Origin of the sequence: Sorangium sp. So ce363 (assembly GCF_051520435.1) — a bacterium.
GTDB classification, from domain to species: domain Bacteria; phylum Myxococcota_A; class Polyangia; order Polyangiales; family Polyangiaceae; genus Sorangium; species Sorangium cellulosum_B.
Genome location: NZ_CP150333.1, coordinates 8,445,646 through 8,467,949, shown reverse-complemented (window position 1 = coordinate 8,467,949; position 22,304 = coordinate 8,445,646). Strand labels below are relative to the sequence as shown.

General features: G+C 72.7%; 15 protein-coding genes. 5 read left to right on the top strand and 10 right to left on the bottom strand.

Annotated elements, in window-relative coordinates; all coding sequences use genetic code 11:
• Positions 1 to 107: 107 nt before the first annotated feature.
• A complete protein-coding gene (locus tag WMF12_RS31750; RefSeq protein ID WP_437851404.1) occupies positions 108 to 5,375 on the bottom strand; it encodes an AAA family ATPase in 5,268 nt (1,755 codons plus the stop codon).
• 162 nt (positions 5,376 to 5,537) lie between these two features.
• On the opposite strand from WMF12_RS31750, the gene WMF12_RS31745 reads away from it, so the two are divergent.
• Positions 5,538 to 5,738, top strand: a complete 201-nt coding sequence (locus tag WMF12_RS31745) for a hypothetical protein (protein ID WP_437851402.1) — start codon at positions 5,538 to 5,540, stop codon at positions 5,736 to 5,738.
• A 234-nt stretch (positions 5,739 to 5,972) separates the two neighbouring features.
• Positions 5,973 to 6,176 (top strand): hypothetical protein, encoded by a 204-nt coding sequence (locus tag WMF12_RS31740; RefSeq protein ID WP_437851400.1) that lies wholly within the window; start codon positions 5,973 to 5,975, stop codon positions 6,174 to 6,176.
• 590 nt (positions 6,177 to 6,766) lie between these two features.
• Here WMF12_RS31740 and WMF12_RS31735 read toward each other — a convergent pair.
• The 3 genes from WMF12_RS31735 to WMF12_RS31725 all read right to left on the bottom strand — a co-directional run bounded on the left by WMF12_RS31735 (position 6,767) and on the right by WMF12_RS31725 (position 10,089).
• Positions 6,767 to 7,255, bottom strand: coding sequence for a hypothetical protein (locus WMF12_RS31735; RefSeq protein WP_437851398.1), 489 nt, complete (start codon positions 7,253 to 7,255; stop codon positions 6,767 to 6,769).
• Positions 7,256 to 7,631: 376 nt separating this feature from the next.
• Positions 7,632 to 8,774: a hypothetical protein gene (locus WMF12_RS31730; protein ID WP_437851397.1), complete on the bottom strand. Its 1,143-nt coding sequence runs from the start codon at positions 8,772 to 8,774 to the stop codon at positions 7,632 to 7,634.
• 136 nt (positions 8,775 to 8,910) lie between these two features.
• Entirely contained in the window at positions 8,911 to 10,089 is a 1,179-nt protein-coding gene (locus tag WMF12_RS31725; RefSeq protein WP_437851395.1) for a hypothetical protein, read from the bottom strand.
• A gap of 126 nt (positions 10,090 to 10,215) precedes the next feature.
• Here WMF12_RS31725 and WMF12_RS31720 point away from each other — a divergent pair, with 126 nt between their 5' ends.
• The gene (locus WMF12_RS31720) at positions 10,216 to 10,878 is read left to right on the top strand and encodes a hypothetical protein (protein WP_437851393.1); all 663 of its coding nucleotides are present in this window, start codon (positions 10,216 to 10,218) and stop codon (positions 10,876 to 10,878) included.
• A gap of 275 nt (positions 10,879 to 11,153) precedes the next feature.
• Here WMF12_RS31720 and WMF12_RS31715 read toward each other — a convergent pair whose 3' ends face one another.
• Both WMF12_RS31715 and WMF12_RS31710 read right to left on the bottom strand, forming a co-directional pair.
• The gene (locus WMF12_RS31715) at positions 11,154 to 11,768 is read right to left on the bottom strand and encodes a hypothetical protein (RefSeq protein WP_437740398.1); all 615 of its coding nucleotides are present in this window, start codon (positions 11,766 to 11,768) and stop codon (positions 11,154 to 11,156) included.
• A 100-nt stretch (positions 11,769 to 11,868) separates the two neighbouring features.
• Entirely contained in the window at positions 11,869 to 14,370 is a 2,502-nt protein-coding gene (locus WMF12_RS31710) for a M1 family aminopeptidase (RefSeq protein ID WP_437851391.1), read from the bottom strand.
• Positions 14,371 to 14,869: 499 nt separating this feature from the next.
• Here WMF12_RS31710 and WMF12_RS31705 point away from each other — a divergent pair, with 499 nt between their 5' ends.
• Both WMF12_RS31705 and WMF12_RS31700 read left to right on the top strand, forming a co-directional pair.
• On the top strand, positions 14,870 to 16,132 hold the full coding sequence (locus WMF12_RS31705; RefSeq protein WP_437851389.1) for a hypothetical protein: 1,263 nt from the start codon (positions 14,870 to 14,872) through the stop codon (positions 16,130 to 16,132).
• A gap of 20 nt (positions 16,133 to 16,152) precedes the next feature.
• Positions 16,153 to 17,619, top strand: a complete 1,467-nt coding sequence (locus WMF12_RS31700) for an OmpA family protein (protein ID WP_437851387.1) — start codon at positions 16,153 to 16,155, stop codon at positions 17,617 to 17,619.
• Positions 17,620 to 17,728: 109 nt separating this feature from the next.
• Here WMF12_RS31700 and WMF12_RS31695 read toward each other — a convergent pair whose 3' ends face one another.
• The 4 genes from WMF12_RS31695 to WMF12_RS31680 form a co-directional block, all read right to left on the bottom strand.
• Positions 17,729 to 18,766 carry a hypothetical protein gene (locus WMF12_RS31695; protein ID WP_437851385.1) on the bottom strand — a complete coding sequence of 346 codons (1,038 nt, stop codon included), beginning with the start codon at positions 18,764 to 18,766 and terminating at the stop codon, positions 17,729 to 17,731.
• Entirely contained in the window at positions 18,744 to 20,264 is a 1,521-nt protein-coding gene (locus WMF12_RS31690) for a protein kinase domain-containing protein (RefSeq protein WP_437851383.1), read from the bottom strand. Before WMF12_RS31690 ends, WMF12_RS31695 begins: the two co-directional genes overlap by 23 nt.
• Positions 20,265 to 20,453: 189 nt before the next feature.
• A complete protein-coding gene (locus tag WMF12_RS31685; protein ID WP_437851381.1) occupies positions 20,454 to 21,491 on the bottom strand; it encodes a TOMM precursor leader peptide-binding protein in 1,038 nt (345 codons plus the stop codon).
• Positions 21,492 to 21,522: 31 nt separating this feature from the next.
• On the bottom strand, positions 21,523 to 22,296 hold the full coding sequence (locus tag WMF12_RS31680) for a SagB/ThcOx family dehydrogenase (protein WP_437851379.1): 774 nt from the start codon (positions 22,294 to 22,296) through the stop codon (positions 21,523 to 21,525).
• Positions 22,297 to 22,304 lie beyond the last annotated feature (8 nt).

Here is a 22,304-nt window from a genome sequence, read left to right as displayed (position 1 = left end):
CGAACGAAATTGGATGGATCGCCACGGAAGACGGCGAATCAGGGGCCCAGTTCCCCGCCCGTCTCGCTGCCAGGTCGCGGTGCGCAGGGCCGCGACGGCGGGAGACATCACCCCGTCCCTCCGGCGCGGCTGTGAAGCGCGCCCGACGGCGCCTGTCGGTTCGTCCGCGCGTTCGGGCTCGGCCGGCTGCTCTCCCGTACGGGCTCGCGCGGCAGCTCCACGATGAACGTGGCGCCCGCGCCGGGCTCGCTCTCGATCCGGATGCTCCCGCCCAGCGCGTCGACGACGCGCCGCACGATCCACAGCCCGAGGCCGAGCCCGCCGAAATGGCGCTCCGACACGCCGCGCTCGAACCGCCCGAAGAGCCGCGCCTGCGTCGCGTGGGGGATGCCGGCGCCGCGGTCGCGCACGACGAGCCGGGCCCAACCGCCGTCGCCCTCGGCCCGGACATCGATGGGCTTCCCCTCCCCGAACTTGACGGCGTTCGACAGCAGCTTGTCCACCACCTGCCGGAGACGCGCACGGTCCCAGACGCCCACGACCCCCGGCTCCGCCGCGACGGACAGCGTCGAGCCTGCGTGCTCGAGCGCCACCGCGTGGCTCGCGGCGACGTCGCGGACCACCTGTGACAGATCCACCGGCTCCATCTGCATCTCCGGCTGGCCCGCAGAGAGGCGCGCGACGTCGAGGAGATCGTTCGCGAGCCGCTCGAGGCGCGCGATCTGGCGTGCGGCGCGCTCCAGCTTCGTGGCCGCGCGCTCCGGCCCCACGGCCCTCGTCCCGCCGGCGCGCGCGTCCCGGAGCAGGACCTGGACTTCCATCAGGAGCGGCGTGAGCGGCGTCCTCAGCTCGTGCGCGGCGAGCGTGAGGAACGTGTCGCGCGCCCGAACCCCCTCTTCGGCCAGCGCGAGCAGGCGCGTCCGCTCCTCCAGCAGGCGCGCGAGGTCGTCGTAGAGGAACGCGTTCTCGAGCGCGACGGCGGCCTGGGCCGACAGGATACCGACCACCTCCACGCGCTCGGCCGTGAACGCGCCCGTCGCGAGGTCGTTCTCGATGTACAGCACGCCGCGCAGCGCGCCCCCCGAGAGGACCGGGGCGCACAGCATGGAGCGGGTCTGTCGCGACACCACGTAGGGATCGTCGCGCGTCGCCGGAGACGTGCGCGCGTCCTCGAGGACCATCGGGGCCCGGGTCCGCGCCACCGTGCGCACGACGGATAGGCACGCGCGATCGCCGGCGCGCTCGACGGGTACGCCCCCCGCGCGGACGGCCCCGCGGGACGGGTCGCCGGCCGCCTCGAGGACGAGCGCGCCCTCCCGCTCGACGAAGAGCGCCCCCCGCTGCGCGCCGGCGTTCTCCATGACCGTGGAGAGGAGGCGCGTCGGGAGCTCGTGGAGCGTCAGGCTGCTCGTGATGGCGTGCAGCGCCTTGAAGAGCGACGCCGCGTCGAGCAGGACGGCCGGCGCCTGCGAGGTCGTGATCAGCGCGCCCATGGGGGCGTGCACCGGCAGGAGGCTCGCGTACTGCTGCTCGAGCTGCGCGACCTTGGCCACGGCGCCCCACCGGGCGTAGAGCCGCCGCGCGCGCTCCAGGTAGGCGCGCGCCAGGAAGGCCTTGCCGGACGCCAACCAGAAGCGGCCGGCGAGCTCGCACGCGAACGCGGCGTCCTGCACGTAGCCCTCCGCCTCCGCCCCGGCGACGGCCTCGTCGTAGAGCCTGGCCGTGGCCCATGGATCGTCGTTTCGGAGCGCAGACCCGATAGCATCGAGCAGCGCGACATGGTGCCGGAGGTTCGCCGCGCCGGACCGCGTCGCCGCCCGCACCTCGTCAAGGATGGCCTCGGCGCGCAGGATCCGCGCGGCGCGACCGTCCCCGACCTCGTCCGCGGCCAGCATGAGACACGAGAGCGCCACCGCGACCTGTAGCCGCGGATAGTGGGCAGGCAGCCCGCGCCCGGCCAGAAGCCACGGCTCGGCTCGCTCGAGCTCCTCGAGCACGCCCCGGAAGTCGCCGAAGAGACAGAGCAGCAGGATCCGCACCATGGCGACCACGAACAAGCTCATGTGCTCGCCGTTCGCCTCCATGACGGGGCGCATCGTCCGCTCGTCAAAGGCCTCGCCCTGGAGCACCGTCGGCTGTCCACCCTCCCCGAGCAGGTTCATCGTGGCCTGCTCGAGGGCCGCGGCTTCGCGCGCGGTCGGCTCCTGGTGGAGCTTGTAGAAGGCGCGGGCCATCCCAATGATCTCGTGCGAGAGCCCGCGGAGCGGCGCGCCGGCCAGGTAGGCGTACATGCAATACGCGAAGCCGCAGTAGGCCGCCCACTCGAAATCTCCGTACGCGACGCCCTCCTGGTACCCCAGGCGCAGCGGCTCGAGCGTGTCGCGGAAGTGCGCCGTGCGCGCGTGGACCACGCCCTCGATGAGGATCGTGAGCTTGGCCAGGAGCTCGCGGGACCCGAGCCGCGGCATCACCTGCATGACGAGCCGGCCAAAGCGCCCCGCGCCCTCGACGTCCCCGTGGAGGTCGAGGAGCGCGGCGAAGTACGCGTACCACAGCGGGGTGGATGGAGCGGTGCCGTGATCGATGGAGAGCCGCACGAGCTGCGTGACGAGGAACGGGTGGCGCTCCGGCGCGTACTGGAACACCAGGGCCATGATCTGGCTGGCGATCTCTAGGGCGAGCAGGATCCTGGGGTCGCGCATCGGGGGCAGCGCCGCGAGCTCCTCCACCTCCCTGCCCGAGAGCCGCTCGCGAATGACCGTGATGGCGCGTTGCACGTCCTCGGTCGTGGGCTTGTCGGGGAACGTGAGCCCGAGCCGCTCGAGCGCGCGGAAGCCCAGGCGCAGGGCGTCCATGTTCCGGTCCTGGGCCTGCGCGCTCCGGATGCGGAGCCCGTCGGCCTGGACCTCGTCGAGGACCGATGTCGCGTGGGAGGAGAGCACGGAGGCGAGCCGCTCGACGCCGTCGAAATCACCAACGAGGCAGGCCGAGAGCCCCGCTGCCCGGTACAGCGAGACGGCGAGCTCGCGCGCCCGCGCGAAGCCCTGCTCGCCCAGCGCCCGGGCGCCGGCGCCGAGCAGGCTCGCGGCCACCTCGAACGACGCCGCGCCGAGCGCCCGCTGGCCACCGCGCAGGAACAGCCGGGCCACCTCGATCCGCTCCCCCTCCTCCGCGAGCAGCGCCTCCCCCGCCTTGAGCTGGTCCAGGATCACGAACAGGCGCTCGTCCAGGCGCTCGGCCGGCGTCATCGCGAGGAGCCGCCGTCCGAGATCGAGGTGCACAGCGGGCCGATCCCGCTCCTCGATGAGCGCATAGGCCGCCTCCCGGATCCGATCGTGCGCGAACGCGAACGTCGCGCCCGAGGAGTGGCCGGCGGGCGCCCGGAGGCGGAGCGGGATCAGCATCCCAGCCTCCACCGGCTCCCGCAGGTCCGAGAGCGTGTCCTCCATAGCGGCGCGGCGGAGGGCCGCGAGCGTGCCGAGGTCGAACGTGTCGCCGAGGCACGCGCCCACACACAGCGCCTCCCTCGCGGCCGGCGAGAGCTCGCCGAGCCGCGTGCGGAGCAGCTCGGCGGCGTTCTCCGCCATCGGCGCGGCCTCGGCGCGGGCCTCGTCCCACGTGAAGGAGCCGGAGGCCGGGTCGAACGTGATGACGCCGTCGAGGTGCAGCCGCTGCAAGAGCTGGCCGATGACGAACGGGTTGCCCCCCGTCTTCCGCTCCACGATCCGCGCGAGGCTCGCCGCGCGCGGGGCCGGGGCCCGCAGCGCGCCGGCGATGAGCTCCACGACGGCGCGCTCGGGGAGCGGCGAGAGCGCGAGCGAGGTGTCCCGCGCGGCACCGTTGTGCATGCGCTCCATCGCTGCGCGCAGGGGGTGCCCCTCGGAGAGGTCGTTGTCGCGGTATGCGAGGATCATGCAACAGAAGCGCAGGTCCGGATCGGCGGCGAGCTCGCAGAGCAGGTCGAGCGTCGCGGCGTCCGCCCACTGGAGGTCGTCGAGGAACAGGACCAGCGGCTGGCTGTCCCGGCACAGCGCGCGCACGAACCCGCGGAGCACCAGCGTCGAGCGGTTGCGCGCCGCCACGGGATCGAGCTCCCGCACAGGCGGTTGCGGCCCGATCAGCAGCGAGAGCTCCGGCACGAGCGCGGCGACCAGGGCGCCGTTCTCGCCCAGCGCGGAGAGGAGCGCCTGCCGCCATGACGCGACGGCGTCGGGCTCGGCACCGAGAAGGTGCCGCACGACGTCCTGCAGGGCCCTGGCGAGGACGTCGTACGGCGTCGCGCGCTGGAGCCTGTCGCATTTGCCCGTGGCGAACAGCCCGTGCTTGCCCGTCAGGGAGCGCAGCAGCTCATGGGCCAGCGCCGATTTGCCGATCCCTGGCGGTCCGCCGACGAGCACGAGCTCCGCGCACCCCTCGGCGGAGGAGCGCTCCAGGGCGAGCGCGACGGCCTCGATCTCCTCGTCGCGACCGTACAGCCGGCGGGGGATCGCCAGCCGATCGGGGACGTCGCGCCGGCCGAGCGGGAAGGGCTCGATCCGGCGCGCACGGCGCCATGATTCGACGCACGAGCAGAGGTCCGCCTCGACGCCCCAGGCCGTCTGGTAGCGATCCTGCGGCTCCTTGGCCATCAGGCGGAGCACGATGTCGGACACGACCTCGGGAATACCGGGGTCGACCTCGCGCGGCGGGGCGGCGACGCGCGCGAGGTGGCAATACACCAGATCAAGCGGGTCGCTCGTCTCAAAAGGCCGGCGGCCCGTGAGCATCTCGTACAGCGTCACGCCCAGCGCATAGAGGTCGGCGCGGGCGTCGAGCGGCCTGTTCATGCGGCCCGTCTGCTCGGGCGCCATGTATGCGAGCGTCCCCTCGATCTGGGACGGCGGCGCGAGCTCCGCTTGCTCCAGCGCCAGCTCGCTCGCGACACCGAAATCGATCAGCTGAACAGCGCCCGTGCGCTCGTTCCACACGACGTTCGAAGGATTGACATCCTTGTGGATGACATGGGCGCGGTGCACCTTGGACAGCTCGCCCGCGACCCTGGCGCCGATCGCGAGCGCCTCGTCGATCGCGAGTCGCCGCCGGGCGCAGACACTGGTGACGGAGACACCACCGATGTCCGGCGTCTCCAGGCACCTTGTGCCGCCGAGGGTGAGGAGCTGAAAGGTGCGCCTCAGGCGGCGGAGCACCGCTGCCTCTCGGTCAGGGCCGTCGCTCTCGTCGGTGTAGATCTTGAGAATCACGGAGCGGACGGCGCTATCGTCCGACGGCGCGACCGCGCGGAACACCGCACCCGATCTCGTGCGGGCGACCGCCTCGAACTGCTCATAGCCGGCAGAACTCAAGGCTTTGACGAGCTGAGCTGTGACGTCGTCCATGGGCCTCGTGCTGACCGCCCCCGTTCACGCGCGAGCGGCCGGATGCGCGGTCTGCGCTCGGTGCGAGGGGGAGAGCATAGCGACATCTCGGCGCCGCGCTGGGCACCGGCGCCCGAAACCCGCAGCGCGGGAGCCCCGATCGCCGGGCCGTCGCGACGGACGATGGACGAACAGGATGGCCCAGGCATCGTCCTCGCCGTCGTCCCGGCCGCGGTATGCGCACCCGCGACGATGGCGAACGGCCTGCCCGATCCGAGCACGACCTACCGCCTCGTGGAGCTGGAGCACGCCACCCTGAGGCCTTGCGGAAGCGGGCAGCGGAGCGGGTCTCAGAAGCCGAACCTCCGCGAGCTCGAGCGCTGACGTCGGACGGTCGTGTGAGGACGGCAGGGGCTGATAGCCTGTCTCATGTGCGGATATGCCCCGGTCGAAGATCAGCTTCAAGTTGGCGCAGTACCCGGAGACAGCACGGTTCGAGGGCGAGCATCTGTTGGTTTTCTGGCACCGGAGCATGTGTCGCGCCGGAGAGCGGCGCCGAGGTCGCGCAAGAGGACGCGAGCGCCGATGGTGCCGCCCACCGCGAGGCCGAGCAGCCCCATGAAAGAGCAGGACGCGCTCATCGTCGGCAGCCCGGATACATGCCAGGAGGAGATGAACGCTTACAAGAAGCTTGGTATCGATCGCCTGCTGTGCTTCCAGCAGGTCGGGCGCCTGCCGCACGGACCGGGGGGCATCGATCGTTCTGTTGCTGTTCCTTCTGGTTTCCGGAGTCCATCGACAGGCGAGCGCCGCAAGCAGTGAAAAGAAATCATCTGTTGCCGTGACAGTTTCAGACAGTCAAACGTAAGTTATCGTTTTCGCGGACGATCCAGGCGAGAGAACCCTTGGCGAGCAGCGTTGTTGACGGCAGAATGGGTGACCGCAGCTCGGGAGGAGCGCCCGCCCATGTCCAACCACCGACGGAACAACACCAGCGTCATGCCCCGCTCGGGGAACATGAATCCACTGAGCGCGAGGGAGAGGTGGGAGCTCGCGTGGGTGCGGAGGCTGGGCCTCGAGGACGTCAGCTGGGACGCTGAGCGCTACTGCGAGCACTGCAGAGCGGAGCGAGCCGCCCGAGAGGAGGCCGCGGAGGACATCGCAAAAGCCCCCGGGAGTCGATCCGAACAACCCAATTGACCACGTTGAAGGGCGCCTCGCGGCGATTGACAGCCACGGCGGCGAGAGCGCATGTCGTGCCGCCATCGAGACGGTACAGCCGTGTATCGATGGCCACGGTCAAGGCGAGATCCGACCCGACGAGGGATCGACCTCGCAACTCCGCCTCGGCGTGCCCCCGAGGGGCCACGCCGAGGCGAGCGCGCCGAGGGCCTCACCTCTCCGACCCGACCTCAGGTGAGGCTGATCCGCGGCCGCAGGTTCTGCTCGCGCAGGAACGGCTCGATGTCGTCCACGATGTCGAGCTGCACCCCCGCCAGGCTCATCGCCGCCGCGATCGTCTGGATCCCCATGCGCCCGAGCTTGTTCATCTCCGGGGGCGGGCGGACGACGATGTGCTCGATCTTGTCGCGCACGTTGAGCCCCCACTGGGTCAGGATCATGCGCGCCTCGCTCTCGTACCGCACCATGAGCGCCATGTCGTAGATGAAGAACGCCCGCTCCCCCGGGCGCATGACGCCCACGAGCTTCTGGTACGCGTCGACCGAGATGAACCGCGCGGCCTCACCGGTCGCCACCGTCTCCCGCAAGAGCTGAACGACCATGCCCGCCGGCTGCGTGATCCACACGCCGACGCTCCCGGTGTCGTCGAGCAGGTGCGGCTGCCTGCGGAACGCGAGTCTGCGGTTCGACGGGAGCATCTCTCTAAAGACAATAGCCATTCCGGCTACCGGGGCCCGCCCGCGACGACCGGAAGCGCCCCACCCGCCCGACCGGTACGGTCGAGCCGAAGCGCGCTGTTGTTTCACACATCACCGGCCGAGCTCCTCCCAGGGGGTCAACGCTGCGTCATGGTGGTCGCAAAAAACGGATTCGGCCAGAAATGTGTGATCCTGCCGCCTCGGACCCCCCACGGCGACGCCGCACAGCCAGGCGGACGCGGGCGCGGCCGCGCTCGACCGGTCCCGCGAAGGCAGGCCATGGCGAAGATCCCCGGGCATCCCTGTGCTCCCCCCTGGCCGAGCAGCTTGCGCGCCGAAAGGCCCGGCGCCTCTCGCGCGGCGCAGCGAGCGGCGCAGGGAAGCGGCGCGCAGCCGTTCAGGCGAACAGCGCGGCGCAGGCCGACCCGATGAGGTTGACGTGCTCGAGCCGGGCGATCCGGGGCTCGACCTGGGAGCCGACGAGGGCGCGCAGCGTCTCCTGCACCCGCGGCGCATAGCGGGGATCGCCCCAGAAGAGGCTGCCCTCCGCCAGGATGCCGACCCCAGGAGGGCTGTCGAGCACGTCGGTGACGGCCGCGAGCCCCGCGGCCACGAGGTCGGCCGAGCGCTGGAGCAGGTCGCCAGCCACCCGCCGCGCCTCGTCAGCGCCCTCGTCGCGGAGCCGCACGAGATCCGCGGAGCTCGTCAGCGGGGCATGGTCCGGACACAGCCGCCCGAAGAGCCGGGGCAGGTAGGCCCCGGACACCGCCTTCTCGAACCGCTGCGCGCCGGGGTTCTCGGAGCTCGCGTCGAGCTCCGCGTCGAGCGGCTGGAGGTGCGGAGGGTTGAAGTTTCCGTTCTCGAGGTTGACCGCCATCGGCGCGACGAAGTGACCCGTCTTGAGCTTCGGGATCCGGCCGGCGGGGAGGAACGTGGCCATGTTGGTCCCCGTCCCCACGATGAGCCCGATGAACGCCGCGGGCTGCGACCCGCCGTGCGCGAAGGCACCCCCGAGCAGGCTCGCCACCGTGTCGTTCAGCACCCGGACCGGACCGGGCCGGAGCCTCCGCGCGCCGAGCGCCCGGCCGAGCCGCTCGCCCACGCTGGTGCCCTCGACCCCGGCGACCTGGACGCCCTTGGTCCAGCGGAGCAGCCGCGCGTCGAGCGACGGCAGCGTCTCCGACGGATACGAGAAGCAGTACCCCACCGGCAAGCCGTGCACGGCGCCCAGGCGCTCGACCAGCTCCGCCTGCACGTCGAAGAAGGCGTCGCCCGTGATCTCCGGCCCGCCCGGGAACTTCGCAGGCACGGGCCCGGCGACGATGCGCGACTCGCCGCCCGGCAAGAGCTCCACGATGGCGGCGCGCAGGTTCGTGCCGCCAGCGTCGACCACCACGGCGCGGCCCATCATCCCTCCCGGCGGCGGCGCGAGATAGGCAGGGAGCGCGGCGATCTCGGTGCCGGGCGTGGAGAGGCCGAAGACGATGCGCGCCGCGAGCGTGCGGCGGATGTCCTGGAGCTCGGTGAGCGAGAGCTTCATCGGCGGAATGCTTACCCTTAGGCCCCTGAGAAGGAAATAACTTTGCAAGTGGCGCAAGTGAGGCTGAGCGTGCTTGGCGTCGGCCTCGCCCGGACGGCAAGGGGCCAGCGCCTCGCTGCCGCGATTGCGCTCTGCGTCACCTGGAGGAGGTCGCTGGAGAGCGGTTGTCGTCCACACCGAAGACGACGGGATAGACCACCGTGGCAACGCTCTTGCGGTCTGCGGCGGAGGGGAATCGGAGGCCCCGGAAGACGTCGAGCACGCAGCCGACGACCTTGGCGTCGCGGAGCGGGGGAGCGGGCGACGACGGCGGCGTCGCGCCGGGCGAGGGCAGCGCAATGAGGAGCGGCGCGTCCTCGGGCGGGCGGTCGGCGTCACCCGCGTAGGTGACCTTCCCTTCGCCATCGACGACGAGGTGTACGGGCAGGCGCCCTTGGAGCTTGGGGTTCTGGCGAAGGCCCTTTTCAAAGCAAGCGCGCATCTCGCCGAAGCGCTCCTGGACGACGCTCCGCACGACGTGAGGCGGGATGTGGGCTTTGCCCTTGATCGGGTCATAGGGGTTGCTCTTGCAACGGGCGGCAATGCCCCTCACGGCCTTGGCGTCCTGGTCGAGCTCCCTCTCCAGGCCGGCGCGGGCGACACCGGCCTTCTTGCGGTCGTGAGCGCCGAGCGACGCCTGGAGCTTGCGGGCCGCGGCGCCGGTCCGGGCGAAGCTCTCCCGGATGTCCTTGGCGCCCTGGGCGAGCTCCGGATCGGAGGCCTGGACCGCGGCCGCGCGGGCCCAGAGGTCGAGCCGATCCGCGATCCTCCCGAGCACGTCGGGCGGCGTGTTCAGGTCGGATTGCCGGAGCACCTCGATCATCCTCGAGGCTTTCTGGACCTCCGGGCCGAGCGCCTTGCAGTCGGCCTCGATCGAGCGCGCGGCGCTGCCTTTCCCGGGGAGGGGGATGGGGGTGGGGCGGGAGATCGGGGCGCGCTCCTTCACGGGCGAGCGGGCGGGCGGACGGTTGTTTCCGGCGGAGCGGACAGGCGTGCTCGCCTTGTCGGACAGCGGGATCGGGGCGCGCGGCTTGGGGGCCTCGGGCGCGGTGTCGCGGGCGCGCGTGCTCCTGGGCGGGCGCAGGGCGGCGCGCTCCTTCTCCTCGGGCGAGCGCAGGGCGGCGCGCGCCTCGCGGGTCGAGCCCTCCGGGACAGCGCTCGGGGCGGCGACCCCGGCGTGCGTGGGGTCGGCGTCGGCGGCCGGCTCTCTCCGCGGCGCAGCCCCGCAGCCCAGCAGGGCATGAACTCCGACGAGGACGAGCCACGCGCTTCGCATCCGTTCCTCCGAGGTGCGTTCGACGTACGAGCCGCCGTTTTGATACAGTACACCGGTCCGAACATCGCTTGCAGGCGAAACGGCGGGGCCTCCCAGGAGGTGGACAGGCAGCGCAGGGAGTGTGACGTGAACAAGCGCGAGAAGAACGGCCGCGGGGGCGGGAAGGACGATCACGGCAAGGGCGGGGGCGAGCTCGCGGAAGCGGCGTGCGCGCTCGAGCGCGAGCTCGTGCGCTTCGAGGAGCTCGCGGAGTCGGCGCGGCGGCTTTCCCTCGACACACGCAAGGGGATCGAGCGCGCGGCGAAGTCGACGACCGAGGCGGCCGAGGCGCAGCAGCGCGTGAGCATGGCGCTCGGGTCGCTCATCGCGGCGATCGCGGCGGCGCGGGATCGCCACGAGGCGACCGCCACGGCGCTCGCGGCGCGCGGCGAGGAGATCAAGCGGCGGGCGGAGCAGCTCGGGGAGCTGTTCCAGCGCTTCGCGGCGCTCGGGGAGGAGGGGCGGAGCATCAACCAGCTGGTGCAGGAGACCGCGGCGCGCCAGCGGGAGGCGACGACGCCGGAGCAGATCCACGAGGTGGTGGCAGCGATGGACGAGGTGGAAGGGCGCATGGGGCGCCTCGCCGACGAGGCGCGCGCCCTCGCCCAGGCGGCGACGGCCGCGGGGATCGTCGACCTCGCGGAGCAGGCGGACGGGATGCGGCAACAGGTGACCGCGATGCGGAACAAGGTGGGGCTCCTGCGAAAGGGGATGCTGGCGCGGCTGGGCGGGGGGCCCCAGCCAAACTAGGGGGCATAGGCGTTCACCAAGCTTCGCGCCGCGTTCTCCTACATCCGAACGTTTACGTGGTCGTGGTCGTGGTCGTTTACGTGGTCGTGGTCGTTCACGACCTATCGTTGACGACCACGACCACGTAAACGTTCACGTTCACGTTGGTGACCGGTGGAGGAGGGCCGGCTTCGCGCCCTTAGCGTGACCGAACGAGCTTGGTTAACGCCTGGGAGGGGGAGGGGCCTATCGCCGTGTCGATGGGGGACGGGGGAATACGATCCGACAGGGATCGGCTAGGCGGACGGCGAGCGGCAGAGCGTGAAGTAATGGTCGAGCGAACGCTCGCCCTTGAACGCCGCGCCGATGGACACGTCCTTCGAGACCCGACGCATGAAATCACGGGTTCCGTTGTAGACGAAGAACTGGAGTCCTTTGGTGTTGGGGACGACCCGGGGCCAACCGTCAGGTACGGGGCCGTCAGGGACCTGGAAGTAGTCGATCACGATGGCGCCACGCTCCTGCCACGCAGGATTGCCGGCCGTCGGGACCGCGACGAAGAAACCCGGGCCAATCCAGGGACGCGTGAGCCCCTCGTTGTAACCGAAGAGCCGCGCGCTGCCGTCCTCGGGCAAGGCAAAACGCTTCTCGAAGAAGCGGAATGTGGACGGGAGAGGAAGGCTGTTCCTGCCCTCGTGATGAACCGCCACGCGGCGCGGAGTGCCGTCCGGGACGAAGAAGTCGAGCGTGAGCGGGGGGGCGTGGCTCGCGGCGGCATAGAGCGCCCGCTGATCCGCGCGCGTCGTGGTCGACAGGGCGCTGCGGCGCTCCTCGTGCGTCAGGCCATCGAGGTGCTCGGCGATGCGAGCAATCGGGGCGTTCTGGCGAAGAAGTTGGACGAGCTCCGACATGGGCAGCGGAGCATAGCAGCGTTCGGTTGCCGCGTAGAGGGCCGGCCTCGCCATGGAGCGAGGCCGGCGGGGGGAGAGGCGATGTCGTGGCGAGCGAGCGTCAGAGGCAATGGACGGGAGAGCGCAGCAGCTCGGCGGTGGTGTCCGTCACGTCGGCGCCCTCGACCCCCGCGGCGAAGCGGCGGAAAGCCTGCTCGTCACCGCTCGTCAACGCGAACGCCGCGCAGACGGCGGCGGGGTGGGCCGAGCGGGCCGCGGGCGAGCGGAGCACCCGGGCGAGGCCGTCCAGCGCTCCCTGGTTGCCGGCCGCCGTGGGCGCGGCGGAGGCCACCACGGCGCGGAGATCCGCGGCGAGGACGTCGGAGACATCGGTCGCGCCGAGCACGCCGGCGAAGAAGGCACGAAAGACCGACAGGGCAGCCGGGTCGAGCCCGTCCACGTACGTCGCGAGGTGCCGGATCGCGAGCACGCGCGCGCGCACCGAGCTCGCCATCTGCGCGACCCTGCCCCACGTGCGGAGCGCCGCCTCGGGCGGCAGCTTGAACTTGGACAGGTACTGGAGCCGCACGTCGGAGACGCCGCCCGAGGCGAGCCCGGTCTCGAGCGCGGACCAGTCCTCGGCGAACAGCGCTTCGGGGGACACGACGGCGCTGCACGACGCGTAGCTTCCGACGTAGTCGAGGCCGTAGCTGTAAGGCGCTCCAGCGAAGAGGCCGGTGAGCACGCTCGACCACGCGCCGCGGACGTCGGCGTCGAGGCCCGGCGCGCACGCGACGTCGCACGCCGCGGCGAGCGATACCGCCCGGGCCGCCTCGCCGTCGAGGCCCTCGACGAACGCCTCGAACTCCTCGGGCGCGAGCCCCTCGGGCAGGCCGTCCTGGAGCGCGGCGAGCTGGTGCGCGCCGCCCACGTCGAGGAAGCACGAGACGCCCTCGGGGTCCGCGGGGACACGGCGCGGGGCGAGCGTCGCGGCGTAGGCCTCGAGATCGCGGTCGGTGGTCAGGAAGGCCCACTCGGGGTGGCGGTCCTGCGGATCGACGACGAGGAGCTCGCCCGGGCGCGCGGGCACGACCTCGACGCGCTCGCCGGGCGTGAGCGTCTGCACGCGGGTCGGGCCGTCGCTGGCCACCCACGCGAGCTCCAGGGGCGCGACGAGCGCGCCCTCCGGATCGTGCACCGTCACGAACGCCCCGCCGGAGGGCGCGGGGTCGACCGTGAGCCACGGGAGCGCCTTGGCCACGACCGCTCGCCGCGCGCGCGCAGCCGCCTCCGGGCCGAGCGCCGGCGCGAAGGCGTCGAGGAAATCGTCCGTGCCGATGGTCCCGAACCGGCGCTCCTCGAGCACCCCGCGGAGCGCCGACCAGAACGCCTCCTCGCCGGCGAGGCTGCGGATCTGGGTGAGCAGCCAGGCGGCGCGGCCGTAGGGGCCGCTCGTGTACTTCTCGCCCGGCGCGAGCGACGGATCGCGGACGGCGTCGCCGTCCCGGGGGCCGAGCTCGTCGCCGTTCAGCGTCCCCGCGCCGCTCTCGTCCGTGTAGACGCGGACGCCCTCCTGCTCGAGCAACGTCGCCATGCCCTCCTTGATCCAGAGATCGTCCCAGGTCTCCACCGTCACGAGGTCGCCGAACCACTGGTGCGAGAGCTCGTGCGTCGTGAGCAAGAGATCCGAGGCGAGCGCGGGCTGCGTGCTCCGCTCCTCGCGCTGGAAGCTGATGCTCGCGTGCTCGATCCCGCCCACGGAGAAGTCCGGCAGGAGCACGAGCGCGTACTTCTCGAAGGGGTACGGCACGAGCAGCTCCTCGAAGCGGCCGATGGCGCGCGCGAGCTCGTCCACCATCCTGCCGTGATCGCCCGGCAACCCGCGGCGGTGCCAGACCGCGACGGGGAGATCGCCCTTCGTCCCGCGCTCGACCTCGAAGTCGCCGATCGCGAACGCCATGAGGTAGGGCGGCAGCGTGTAGGCGGTCTCGTACCGGACGAGGTGGCCCGACGCCCCGAGATCCTCGTCGCCGACGAGATCGCCGTTGGCGATCAGCGCCTCGCCGCCGTCGACGCGCATGGCGATCGAGAAGATGGCCCGGTCCGAGGGCGCGTTGTGGCACGGCATCCACCGCGACGCGCCGAGCGGCTCCGACACCGTGTAGACGGCGCGCACGGCGACCGGATCGCCCATGCGCGCCGGCACCGCGCGGAGGGCGTCGCCGGAGAGCGCCTCGTAGTCGATCTCGAGCGCGATCGGCGCGCCGCTCATCGCCTCGGGCTCGCTCGAGAGGTCGATCGCGAGCGCCTGGCGCTGCGGATCGAGCGCGTGCGGGAGCGCCCCGCCGCCCTTCCGCCGGACCTCCTTCACCTCGGCGACGGCGCTGTCGAGGACCACCGTCCTCGGGCCGTCTCCGGTGAGCGACAGCGTGAGGCCCAGCGTCGCCACGAGGCGGCTCCGCTCCCAGTCGAACTCGCCCCGGAGGTCGTAACGCTCGACGTCGAACGCGCTCCCCTCGAGCGGCGCCGGGCCCTCGCCCGAGCACGCGGCGGCGAGCGACCCAAGCAGCAGGCAAGCCACACGGAGCGCTCCGGGGCGGTGTTTCTGGAGTGTGCAGTGCATCGCGGTTCCTTCGATCGGAAGAGGGATTCATCTCGCGAGGCCAGGCGCCAGCGCTCGGACCCCCCGAGCCCACGGCGGCGCAGCGACGCGTAACTGACCGCGGGACAGTTACAGAACCCGGGCGCGTGGCCAAGCCAGGTGATCGCGCCGGAGGCCCCGGCGAGCCGCTCGGTGATGAAAAGAAGGGGCGCTCGGTCGCCCGCGTCACGGTCGCTCGGCGCTCGGGCCGCCGCGCCTCCGGCGCGCGCGATCGCCCTCTACCGTGCTCTCCGCGCCTCGTGCGCGCGGGGAGGGAGGAGCGATGATCAGCTGCCCAATCGGCACGGAGGGTGAGCGCATCGACATCGCACCGACGGTGAGCGCTTCTCCCGCTTCCCGCTCGCGCGCGAACGAAGGTGTGGATGCATGGTATTGCAGGCGCGCACCCTTGCGCACTCTGGGCGCGAATCGCCTTTCATTTGTAAGGGTTGCAGCGACCTGTGCGAGGATGCTCCCCGCCATGGCACAACACAAAGATGGGTGCGCGCGGGGGCGCTCGTGGGCCGCGCCGCTGGCTGTAGGCGCGGCGCTCGGCGTCGCGCTCCTTCCGAGGAGCTCGTCCGCTCAGACGTGGACGGGCGGGCGGACGACGCCGGTGCTCGACGAGATCGTCGCGATCGACAGGACCGGGGAGCCGCGGTGGCCCTACGGCGAAGAGGACGTCGCGGGCGACGGCGAGACCTTCGACGCGCCGGAGCGATCGATCGACTTCCGCTCCGCGTACGCGGTCGCCGCCGACGGGCGGTTCTGGGTGCGCGGGTACGTGTCGGAGACGGCCGCGATCAGCGGGGAGGCGACGCTCTTCGTGTTCATCGACACCGACAGGAACCGGCAGACCGGCGGCACCGCCGCGACGGCGGGGATCGACGACCGGTTCACGAACGACGGGTCGCCGGGCGGCTACGAGGTCGTGCTCGGCGTGAAGGGCGACGGCACGCTCGTGAGGGTCTGGTCCTTCTCCGGGGCGTCGGGGCGGTACGAGCCCCTCGACGTGACGGACGCGCAGGTCGCGACCGAGGCAGGGACGGACCTCGACCCCCTGCTGATCAACGACGCGACGCGGGGGTACGCGCAGGCATCCATCGCGCTCGACATCGTGGGCGTCGGCGTGTCGTGCGAGGCGAACCTGTACTTCCGGTCGGTGAACGACGCGGCGGCGCTCGGGCCGGGCGATCTCGACATCGGCTTCTCCGCGCCGTGCGTGGCCGGCGATGCGGACGGCGATCGCGTGCCCGACGTGATCGTCCCGCCCTCCGGCTGCACGCGCGACGCGGACTGCGCCGGCAGGGGCATCTGCGTGGACGGCGACTGCATCCTGCCGGTGTCGTGCGTCGACGATGTCGACTGCGACGCGGACGAGGACTGCTCCGCGGACCACCGGTGCGTCCCCACGCCCGGGGACACCTGCACGTCGAACGCCCAGTGCGGCGACCTCGTGTGTGTCAGCGGGCAGTGCGGCCCGTGCTCGCCGGGCTCGTCCGAGTGCGGCGCGGACCTGCGCTGCGCGCCGACCGGGCGCTGCGTCGACGGCGGGGCGTCGAGCGGCGCGGGCGGCCCGGGCGAGCCGGATCTCCTGCCGGGTGATGCGGTCCAGGGCGGCGCCTGCGCCTGCGCGGCGGGGCCCGCGCCGTACGGAGGGGGAGCCCTGTCGCTGCTCGCCGCCGGCGGGCTCGCGCTCCGGTTGCGGAGGCGCCCGCGCCGCGGACCCGGAGCCGGCCGATGAAGCCGATGAAGAGGAGAACCATGCGCGCACCGATCCTCGCCGCCATCACCTGCGCTGCCTGCGCGGTCCTCGCCGCCGCGACGCCCGCGTCGGCGCAGAGCACGGACATCGACGTCGAGCGCTTCAAGCCGGCCGTCACCCACGACGCCTTCGTCGTCACGGAGGGCTCCGGCGTCCGCGAGCCCGGCGATCCATGGGCGTTCGGGCTGTTCCTGAACTACGCGCGCAACCCGCTGATCGTCGCGACGGGCGACGGCGAGGTGCGCAGCCAGATCGTGAGCGGCCGTCTGGGCGCCGATCTCATGGCGTCGGTCACGATCGCCGAGCCGTTCGCGCTCGGCCTCGACATCCCGTTCTTCCTCGCGCAGTCGGGCGAGGGCTCTCCGTCGTTCGCGGGCCTCGGCGACATCCGGCTCGTGCCGAAGCTGCGCCTGCTCGACGACCGCGACTCCATCGGCCTCGGTCTCGTGGCCGAGCTGCGCGTCCCGACGCACACAGGAGATTTCGCGGGCGGCGCGCGCAACGTCGTGTTCTGGCCGCGCATCGTGCTCGATCACCGGTTCGCGCCCGGCCTCAGGTTCGGCGTCAACGCGGGCGTCGCGATCCGCGAGGGGACGACGTACGCGAACGTCGAGGCGGCGAGCGAGCTGACGTACGCCGCGGCGCTCGGCTACCGCTTCGGCGGCATCGACGGCAAGGTCGAGATCGGCGCCGAGGCGAACGGCGGCATTGGCATCGCCGCGGACAACCTCAACGAGGAGGAGACGCCGCTCGAGGCGCTCGGCTACGTGAAGATCAACCCGAGCGAGGAGTGGGAGATCACCGCGGGCCCAGGGATCGGCGCGCTGGCCGGCTACGGCGTGCCGATCTTCCGCGTGTTCGCGGGCGTGAAGTACACGCCGACCTCGCACGACAGGGACCACGACGGCGTCGATGACGAGCGCGACCAGTGCCCCGACGTCCCGGAGGATCGTGACGCCGATTACGACAGCGACGGCTGCCCCGAGGAGGACGCCGACGACGATAAGGACGGCGTGCCGAACGCGGACGACGAGTGCCCGGACGAGAAGGAGACGATCAACGGCGTCGAGGATGACGACGGCTGCCCAGACAAGGGCGAGCCGCGGGTCGCGTACGAGCAGGGTGAATTTGTGATCCGGGACACCATTCGCTTCCGGACCGGTTCGGCCGAGCTCGAGCCGGACTCGTACAGGACCCTGGATCAGGTGGCGCTCGTCATGAAGGCGAACCCCGAGATCGAGCGGCTGCGGGTGGAGGGGCACACCGACGAGACCGGCACGCCCGAGCTGAACCAGGAGCTGAGCGAGCAGCGCGCCGAGGCGGTCCGGAAGTACCTGATCCAGAAGGGCGTCAGCCCGGGCCGGCTCACCGCCGAGGGCTTCGGGTCGGACAGGCCGGTGGCCGAGGGCACCGACCCGGCGAGCCTCGCGAAGAACCGCCGCGTGGAGTTCGTGATCGACGAGTGAGGCGCGCTCGCCCGGGAGCGGCGCGTCGCGCCCTCCCGGGCACGGCGGCTGGCCCGCGGCGGGCCCGGCCGCTGCGGCGGCGCGCCGTGGCGCTGGGCGCTGCCGGGCGTCAGAAGCGGCCGTGGATCGCCAGCCCGCCGCCGGTCGTGCCGACGGCAGGCGTGACCACGATCCGCGCCGCTGCGGGCTCCGTGTCGCCGAGCGACGTCACGAACAGCGCGACGCCGGCCGCGAGCCCGACCCCGCCGACGATGAAGCCGGCGGTGGACAGCTTCGCGGCGCTCTTGGCGTCCTCGACCAGCGCCACGCCGCGGGCGTCGCAGAGCGTCTCGGTCCGGCAGTGATCGTCCTGGGCCCGGTTCCACCGCGAGCTGGCGAGCAGCCCGAAGATCGAGCCGGTCACGACGCCGACGACGCCGACGCCGCCTGCCACGAAGGCGAGGGTGCGGCGGGTGCCCGCGCCGCTGTCCCCGTCGCCGCCCGCGGCCGGCTGGAGCGGCGCAGCGAGCGGCCCGGGCTGCGCGCCGGGCGGCGGGGTCGCCGCGGTCGCCGCGGGGTCGTCCTCGAGCGGCGGGACCTCCACGGTGACGACTAGGCCGGGGCCGGCGGTCTGCGCCTCGACCGAGAACGGCTTCTTGCCGGGCGCGGTCGCCTCGACGCGGTGCTTGCCCGGATCGACGGGGAGCGGCGCGCCCCACGCGCCGGCGTCGAGGACCGCGCCGTTGCGCCTCACGACGAGGCCGTCCGCCGGCGTGGTCACCGTGATCGCGAGGCGCTCGAGCTTCTTCTCCAGATCGGCCGCGCGGCGGGTCGCCTTCGCCTCGCGGTCCGCCTGGCCGGCCCGGCTCGCCATGTCCGCCGCCTCGCGGAACGCCGCCCAGGCGCTCGCGGTGCGGCCGAGCCGCTCGAGGCAGTCCGCCAGGTTCCACTGGGTGCCATAGCCCGGGTCCAGCCGCTGGCTCGCCGCGAACTTGGGGCACGCCTCGGCGAGCTTGCCCTGCGCGACGAGATCGCGCCCCTCGCGGAAGAGCGCCTCGGCCGCGGCCGCCTGATCCGCGGACGGCTCCGCGCGGGCGACACCCGCGGAGAGCGACAGGAGCGCGGCGACACACCACGCGACGCGGCTATTTCCTCGATGTCTCGTCATCGTCATTCCTCGGGGGCCTTTGGGGCGGCGGCCTGGCCGCAGACGGCCTCGGCGCGGGCGGGCGAGCGACGGCGCTCGCCGGCGCCGACGCGGCGGCGCGCGCGGTCGTCGCAGCGGAGGGCAGCGCCGCGGGCGTCGACGAGGCCGCGGCCGGCGGATCCACGGGCGTGTCGGCGCGCGGCGGCTCGGCGCTGGCGGGCGGCGTCGGCCTGGCCTCGACGCCGGCGGACGGAGGCGGCGGCTCAGTCTCGGCGCGCGCAGGCGGGGCCGGCTCGGCCGAGGGCGCGGGCGCGACTGGCGGCGCGCTGCGCACCGCGAGGTAGACGCCCGCCCCGCCCGCGAGCGCGGCGGCCAGCACGCCGCCGGCGATCAGGGCGACGGGCGGGCGCGACGCCGGACGCTCGGGGCGGTTCGACAGCCGCACGCTCGTGGCGGGCGCCGTGGCCGACAGCGCATACGGCCCGGATTGCCCGCCTGACGGGCGCCCCGCGGCCTCGAATGGCGCGGCCGACGCGCGCGGCGGGGTCAGCGCAGCGCCGAACGGCGCGCTCGAGGCGTGCGGGGGGGCCGAGATGGCGCCGAACGACGCGCGCGACGCGCGCGTGGCGGCGTCGAGCGGTACGAGCATCGCCTCGACGATCGCCTCGCCGCCCGGCAGGAACGCGCGCAGCGCCGCCGCGAGCTCACCGGCGCTCGCGGTGCGGCCCGCCGGATCGATCACCAGCGCCCGGTGCACCACGTGCGCGACCTCCGGCGGCACCCAGGGCGCGATCTCCTGGATCCAGCGCACCGGGGTCGTGCAGATGGCCAGGACGAGCTCTCCGAGGCCGGTCAGGTGCTCGTTGGGCCGATGGCCCGAGAGGGCGTGGTACAGGCTGATGCCGAGCGACCAGACGTCCGAGCGCGCGTCGATGGCGCCGCTGCCGCGCGCCTGCTCGGGCGACATGTAGAGGGGAGAGCCGAGGAGCGCGCCGCTCTTCGTCATCCCCCCGTTGCCGAGGCTGTTGTCCGTCACCTTGGCGACGCCGAAGTCGAGCACCTTGATCACGCGCTGGCCGCCCTGCTTCCTGGCGAGGAACAGGTTGGCCGGCTTGATGTCGCGGTGGACGATGCCGGCCTCGTGCGCGCGCTCGAGCCCCAGGCACGCCTGCAGCCCGATGCGGAGCGCGAGATCGACCGGGAGCGGGCCGAGCCGCTCGATGAGGGCCTGCACGTCCTCGCCCTCGAGGAACTCCATCGCGATGTACGGCGCGCCGGTCTCGCGGTCGCGCCCGGTGTCGAACACCTGCGCGATGTGCTCCGACTCGACCGCGCCGACCGCGCGCGCCTCGCGCTGGAAGCGGCGGACGAGCTCGTCGTCCGCGGCCTGGCCGAGGATGACCTTCACCGCGACGCGGCGGCCGGTGCCCGCGTGCCGGGCCTCGTAGACGGCGCCCATCCCGCCCTGGCCGAGCAGCCGGAGCATCGTGTAGCGGTCGTCGAGGGTTCGACCGATCATGGCGCGAGGCCCGGGCCATGGGCGCGCGGCGTCGACCGCGACCGCGCGCGCGAGACGTCCGTCCGGTCGAGGACCGACCGGCGGTCCGGCTGCCGGGGGGCGCCGGCGGCGGGCGCGTCGGCGATGCGGGAAGCGGCTGGAAGGGGAGGCCTCTTCACGGCCGCAGGCTAGAGCACCTCCAGCCCCGCGTCATCCCTCGCCGCAGATCTTGCACCAGGGCAACCTCACGAGCGTGTGGTGCGATGTCTCGAGCGTCGCGAGGTCCTGGATCAGGAACCTGCCCCCGAGCCTGGAGGGCGTGTACGCCGAGAGCACCTTGAGGGCCTCCATCGCCACGAGGTGGCCGAGCAGCTGACCCATCGTGCCGGCGTGCGGCGCGGGCTCGGCCAGGGAGCGCGCCGCGGGCGAGGGGCTCAGCGCCTCGGTCGTCGCGCAGATCCGGCACGCCGTCTTCCCCGGGAAGACGAGGGGGCCGAGGACGGCCGTCGTCCCCGCCAGGTGCGAGAAGAGCGAGGCGATCCCTGCGCGATGGCCGAACCGCGCGACGCGCTCCAGGAGCTCCGCGTCGTCGCCGCGCACCGCCGCGACGAGGAGGTGAGGGCGCCCCTCCGGCGAGAGGAGGTCGTCCCCCTCCAGCGCGGCGGAGGAGCTCTCGTCCACCCGGCAGAGCGGCGCGTGCTCGCGGATCAGCGCGGCCACCGCGCCGCGGCGGGGCGCGCCGAGCGCCGCCTCCCCCCGCGCGCGGACCACCGCGACGTCGCGCGTGCCGACGGCGCCGCCGTCGATCAGGCGGAGCGCGGAGACGCCCGCCCCCGCGAGCGCCAGGGCGGCCGAGGCCCCCCAGGGCTCGAGGCCCACCACGAGCACGCGCGTGTTCGCGATCCGCTGCGCCGCCTGCTCCGGGGCCGACGACCACTTGCGGAGGAACTCGCGCTGCCCGCGGAGCCGCTCGCCGTCGGCGGACGGCGCCTCTGCGGGCACCGGCTCGACCAGCCCGCGCGCCTCGAGCAGGTCGAGGAACGCCGTCACGCTCTGCCGCGAGTAGTCCGCGAGCGCCTCGACGAGCGCCTCCCGGTCGCGCGACCCGTCGAGCAGCGGCACCATCCGCTCGACGAACGCGCTCACGTCCAGGCCGGTGAGCTGGAAGGTGCCGAGATCGGAGCGGAGGATGACGCCCACGTCGGTGGGCGTGATGCTGGCCGAGCGGCTGAGTCGAATGCTGGGCATGGTGCTCTCCGACGCTTCTGGTTCAGGCACGCTAAGGGCCGTTCCGGCCCTCGGCCGGCGCGGGCTGACCGATGCAGACGATGTACAGGGTGTCTTCCTCCGCCGGCAGCGCCAGGAAGGTCTTGAGCTCCTCGTCGTAAAATCCGCCGATCGCCACCGGGCCGAGGCCCATGGCCGTCGCGACGAGATAGAGGTTCTGGCCCAGGTGCCCGGCGTCCAGCCACAAGAAGCGATATCCGCGCTGGCCGTATTTCCACATCGTGCGGAACGGCACCGCCGTGATGATGACCACGACATTGGTGTTCAGGATCATGTCCTGACCCGCCGTGAGATCCACGAGCGCGGCGTGCGCGAGGCCTTCCCGGCGGAGCTCGAGCTCGTGCGCACGGGGGTCGTAGTGGTACAGGCCGTCCGGGACCCCGTCGACGGCCTGCGTCGCGACATAGATCTCGAGCGGATACCGGCCGCCGGCCGAGGGCGCCGGGCGATCGCAGGTCCACGCCCCTTCGACGTTTCGCGTGCCACGGACGCCGTAGCTCGCGTGGAGGAGCCGCCCGAGCGCCTCGATGGACATCGGCCTGAGGGCGAACTCGCGATGCGACCGCCGCTGCTCCATCACCGCGCCGAGCGGGGCGTCGATCGCGAAATCGTGCCCGGGCAGCGGCGTGCGCGCCGAGCCGACGTAGGTGCGGAAGTTGAGCGGCTGGAGATCCCCGTCGAACGGCGGCTCCAGCGGTCGCGACCTCACGTGGGAGGACTGGAGATGATAGAGCCGCGCAATGTCCGCCTCTTTGCTCCTTGCCATGGTGTCCT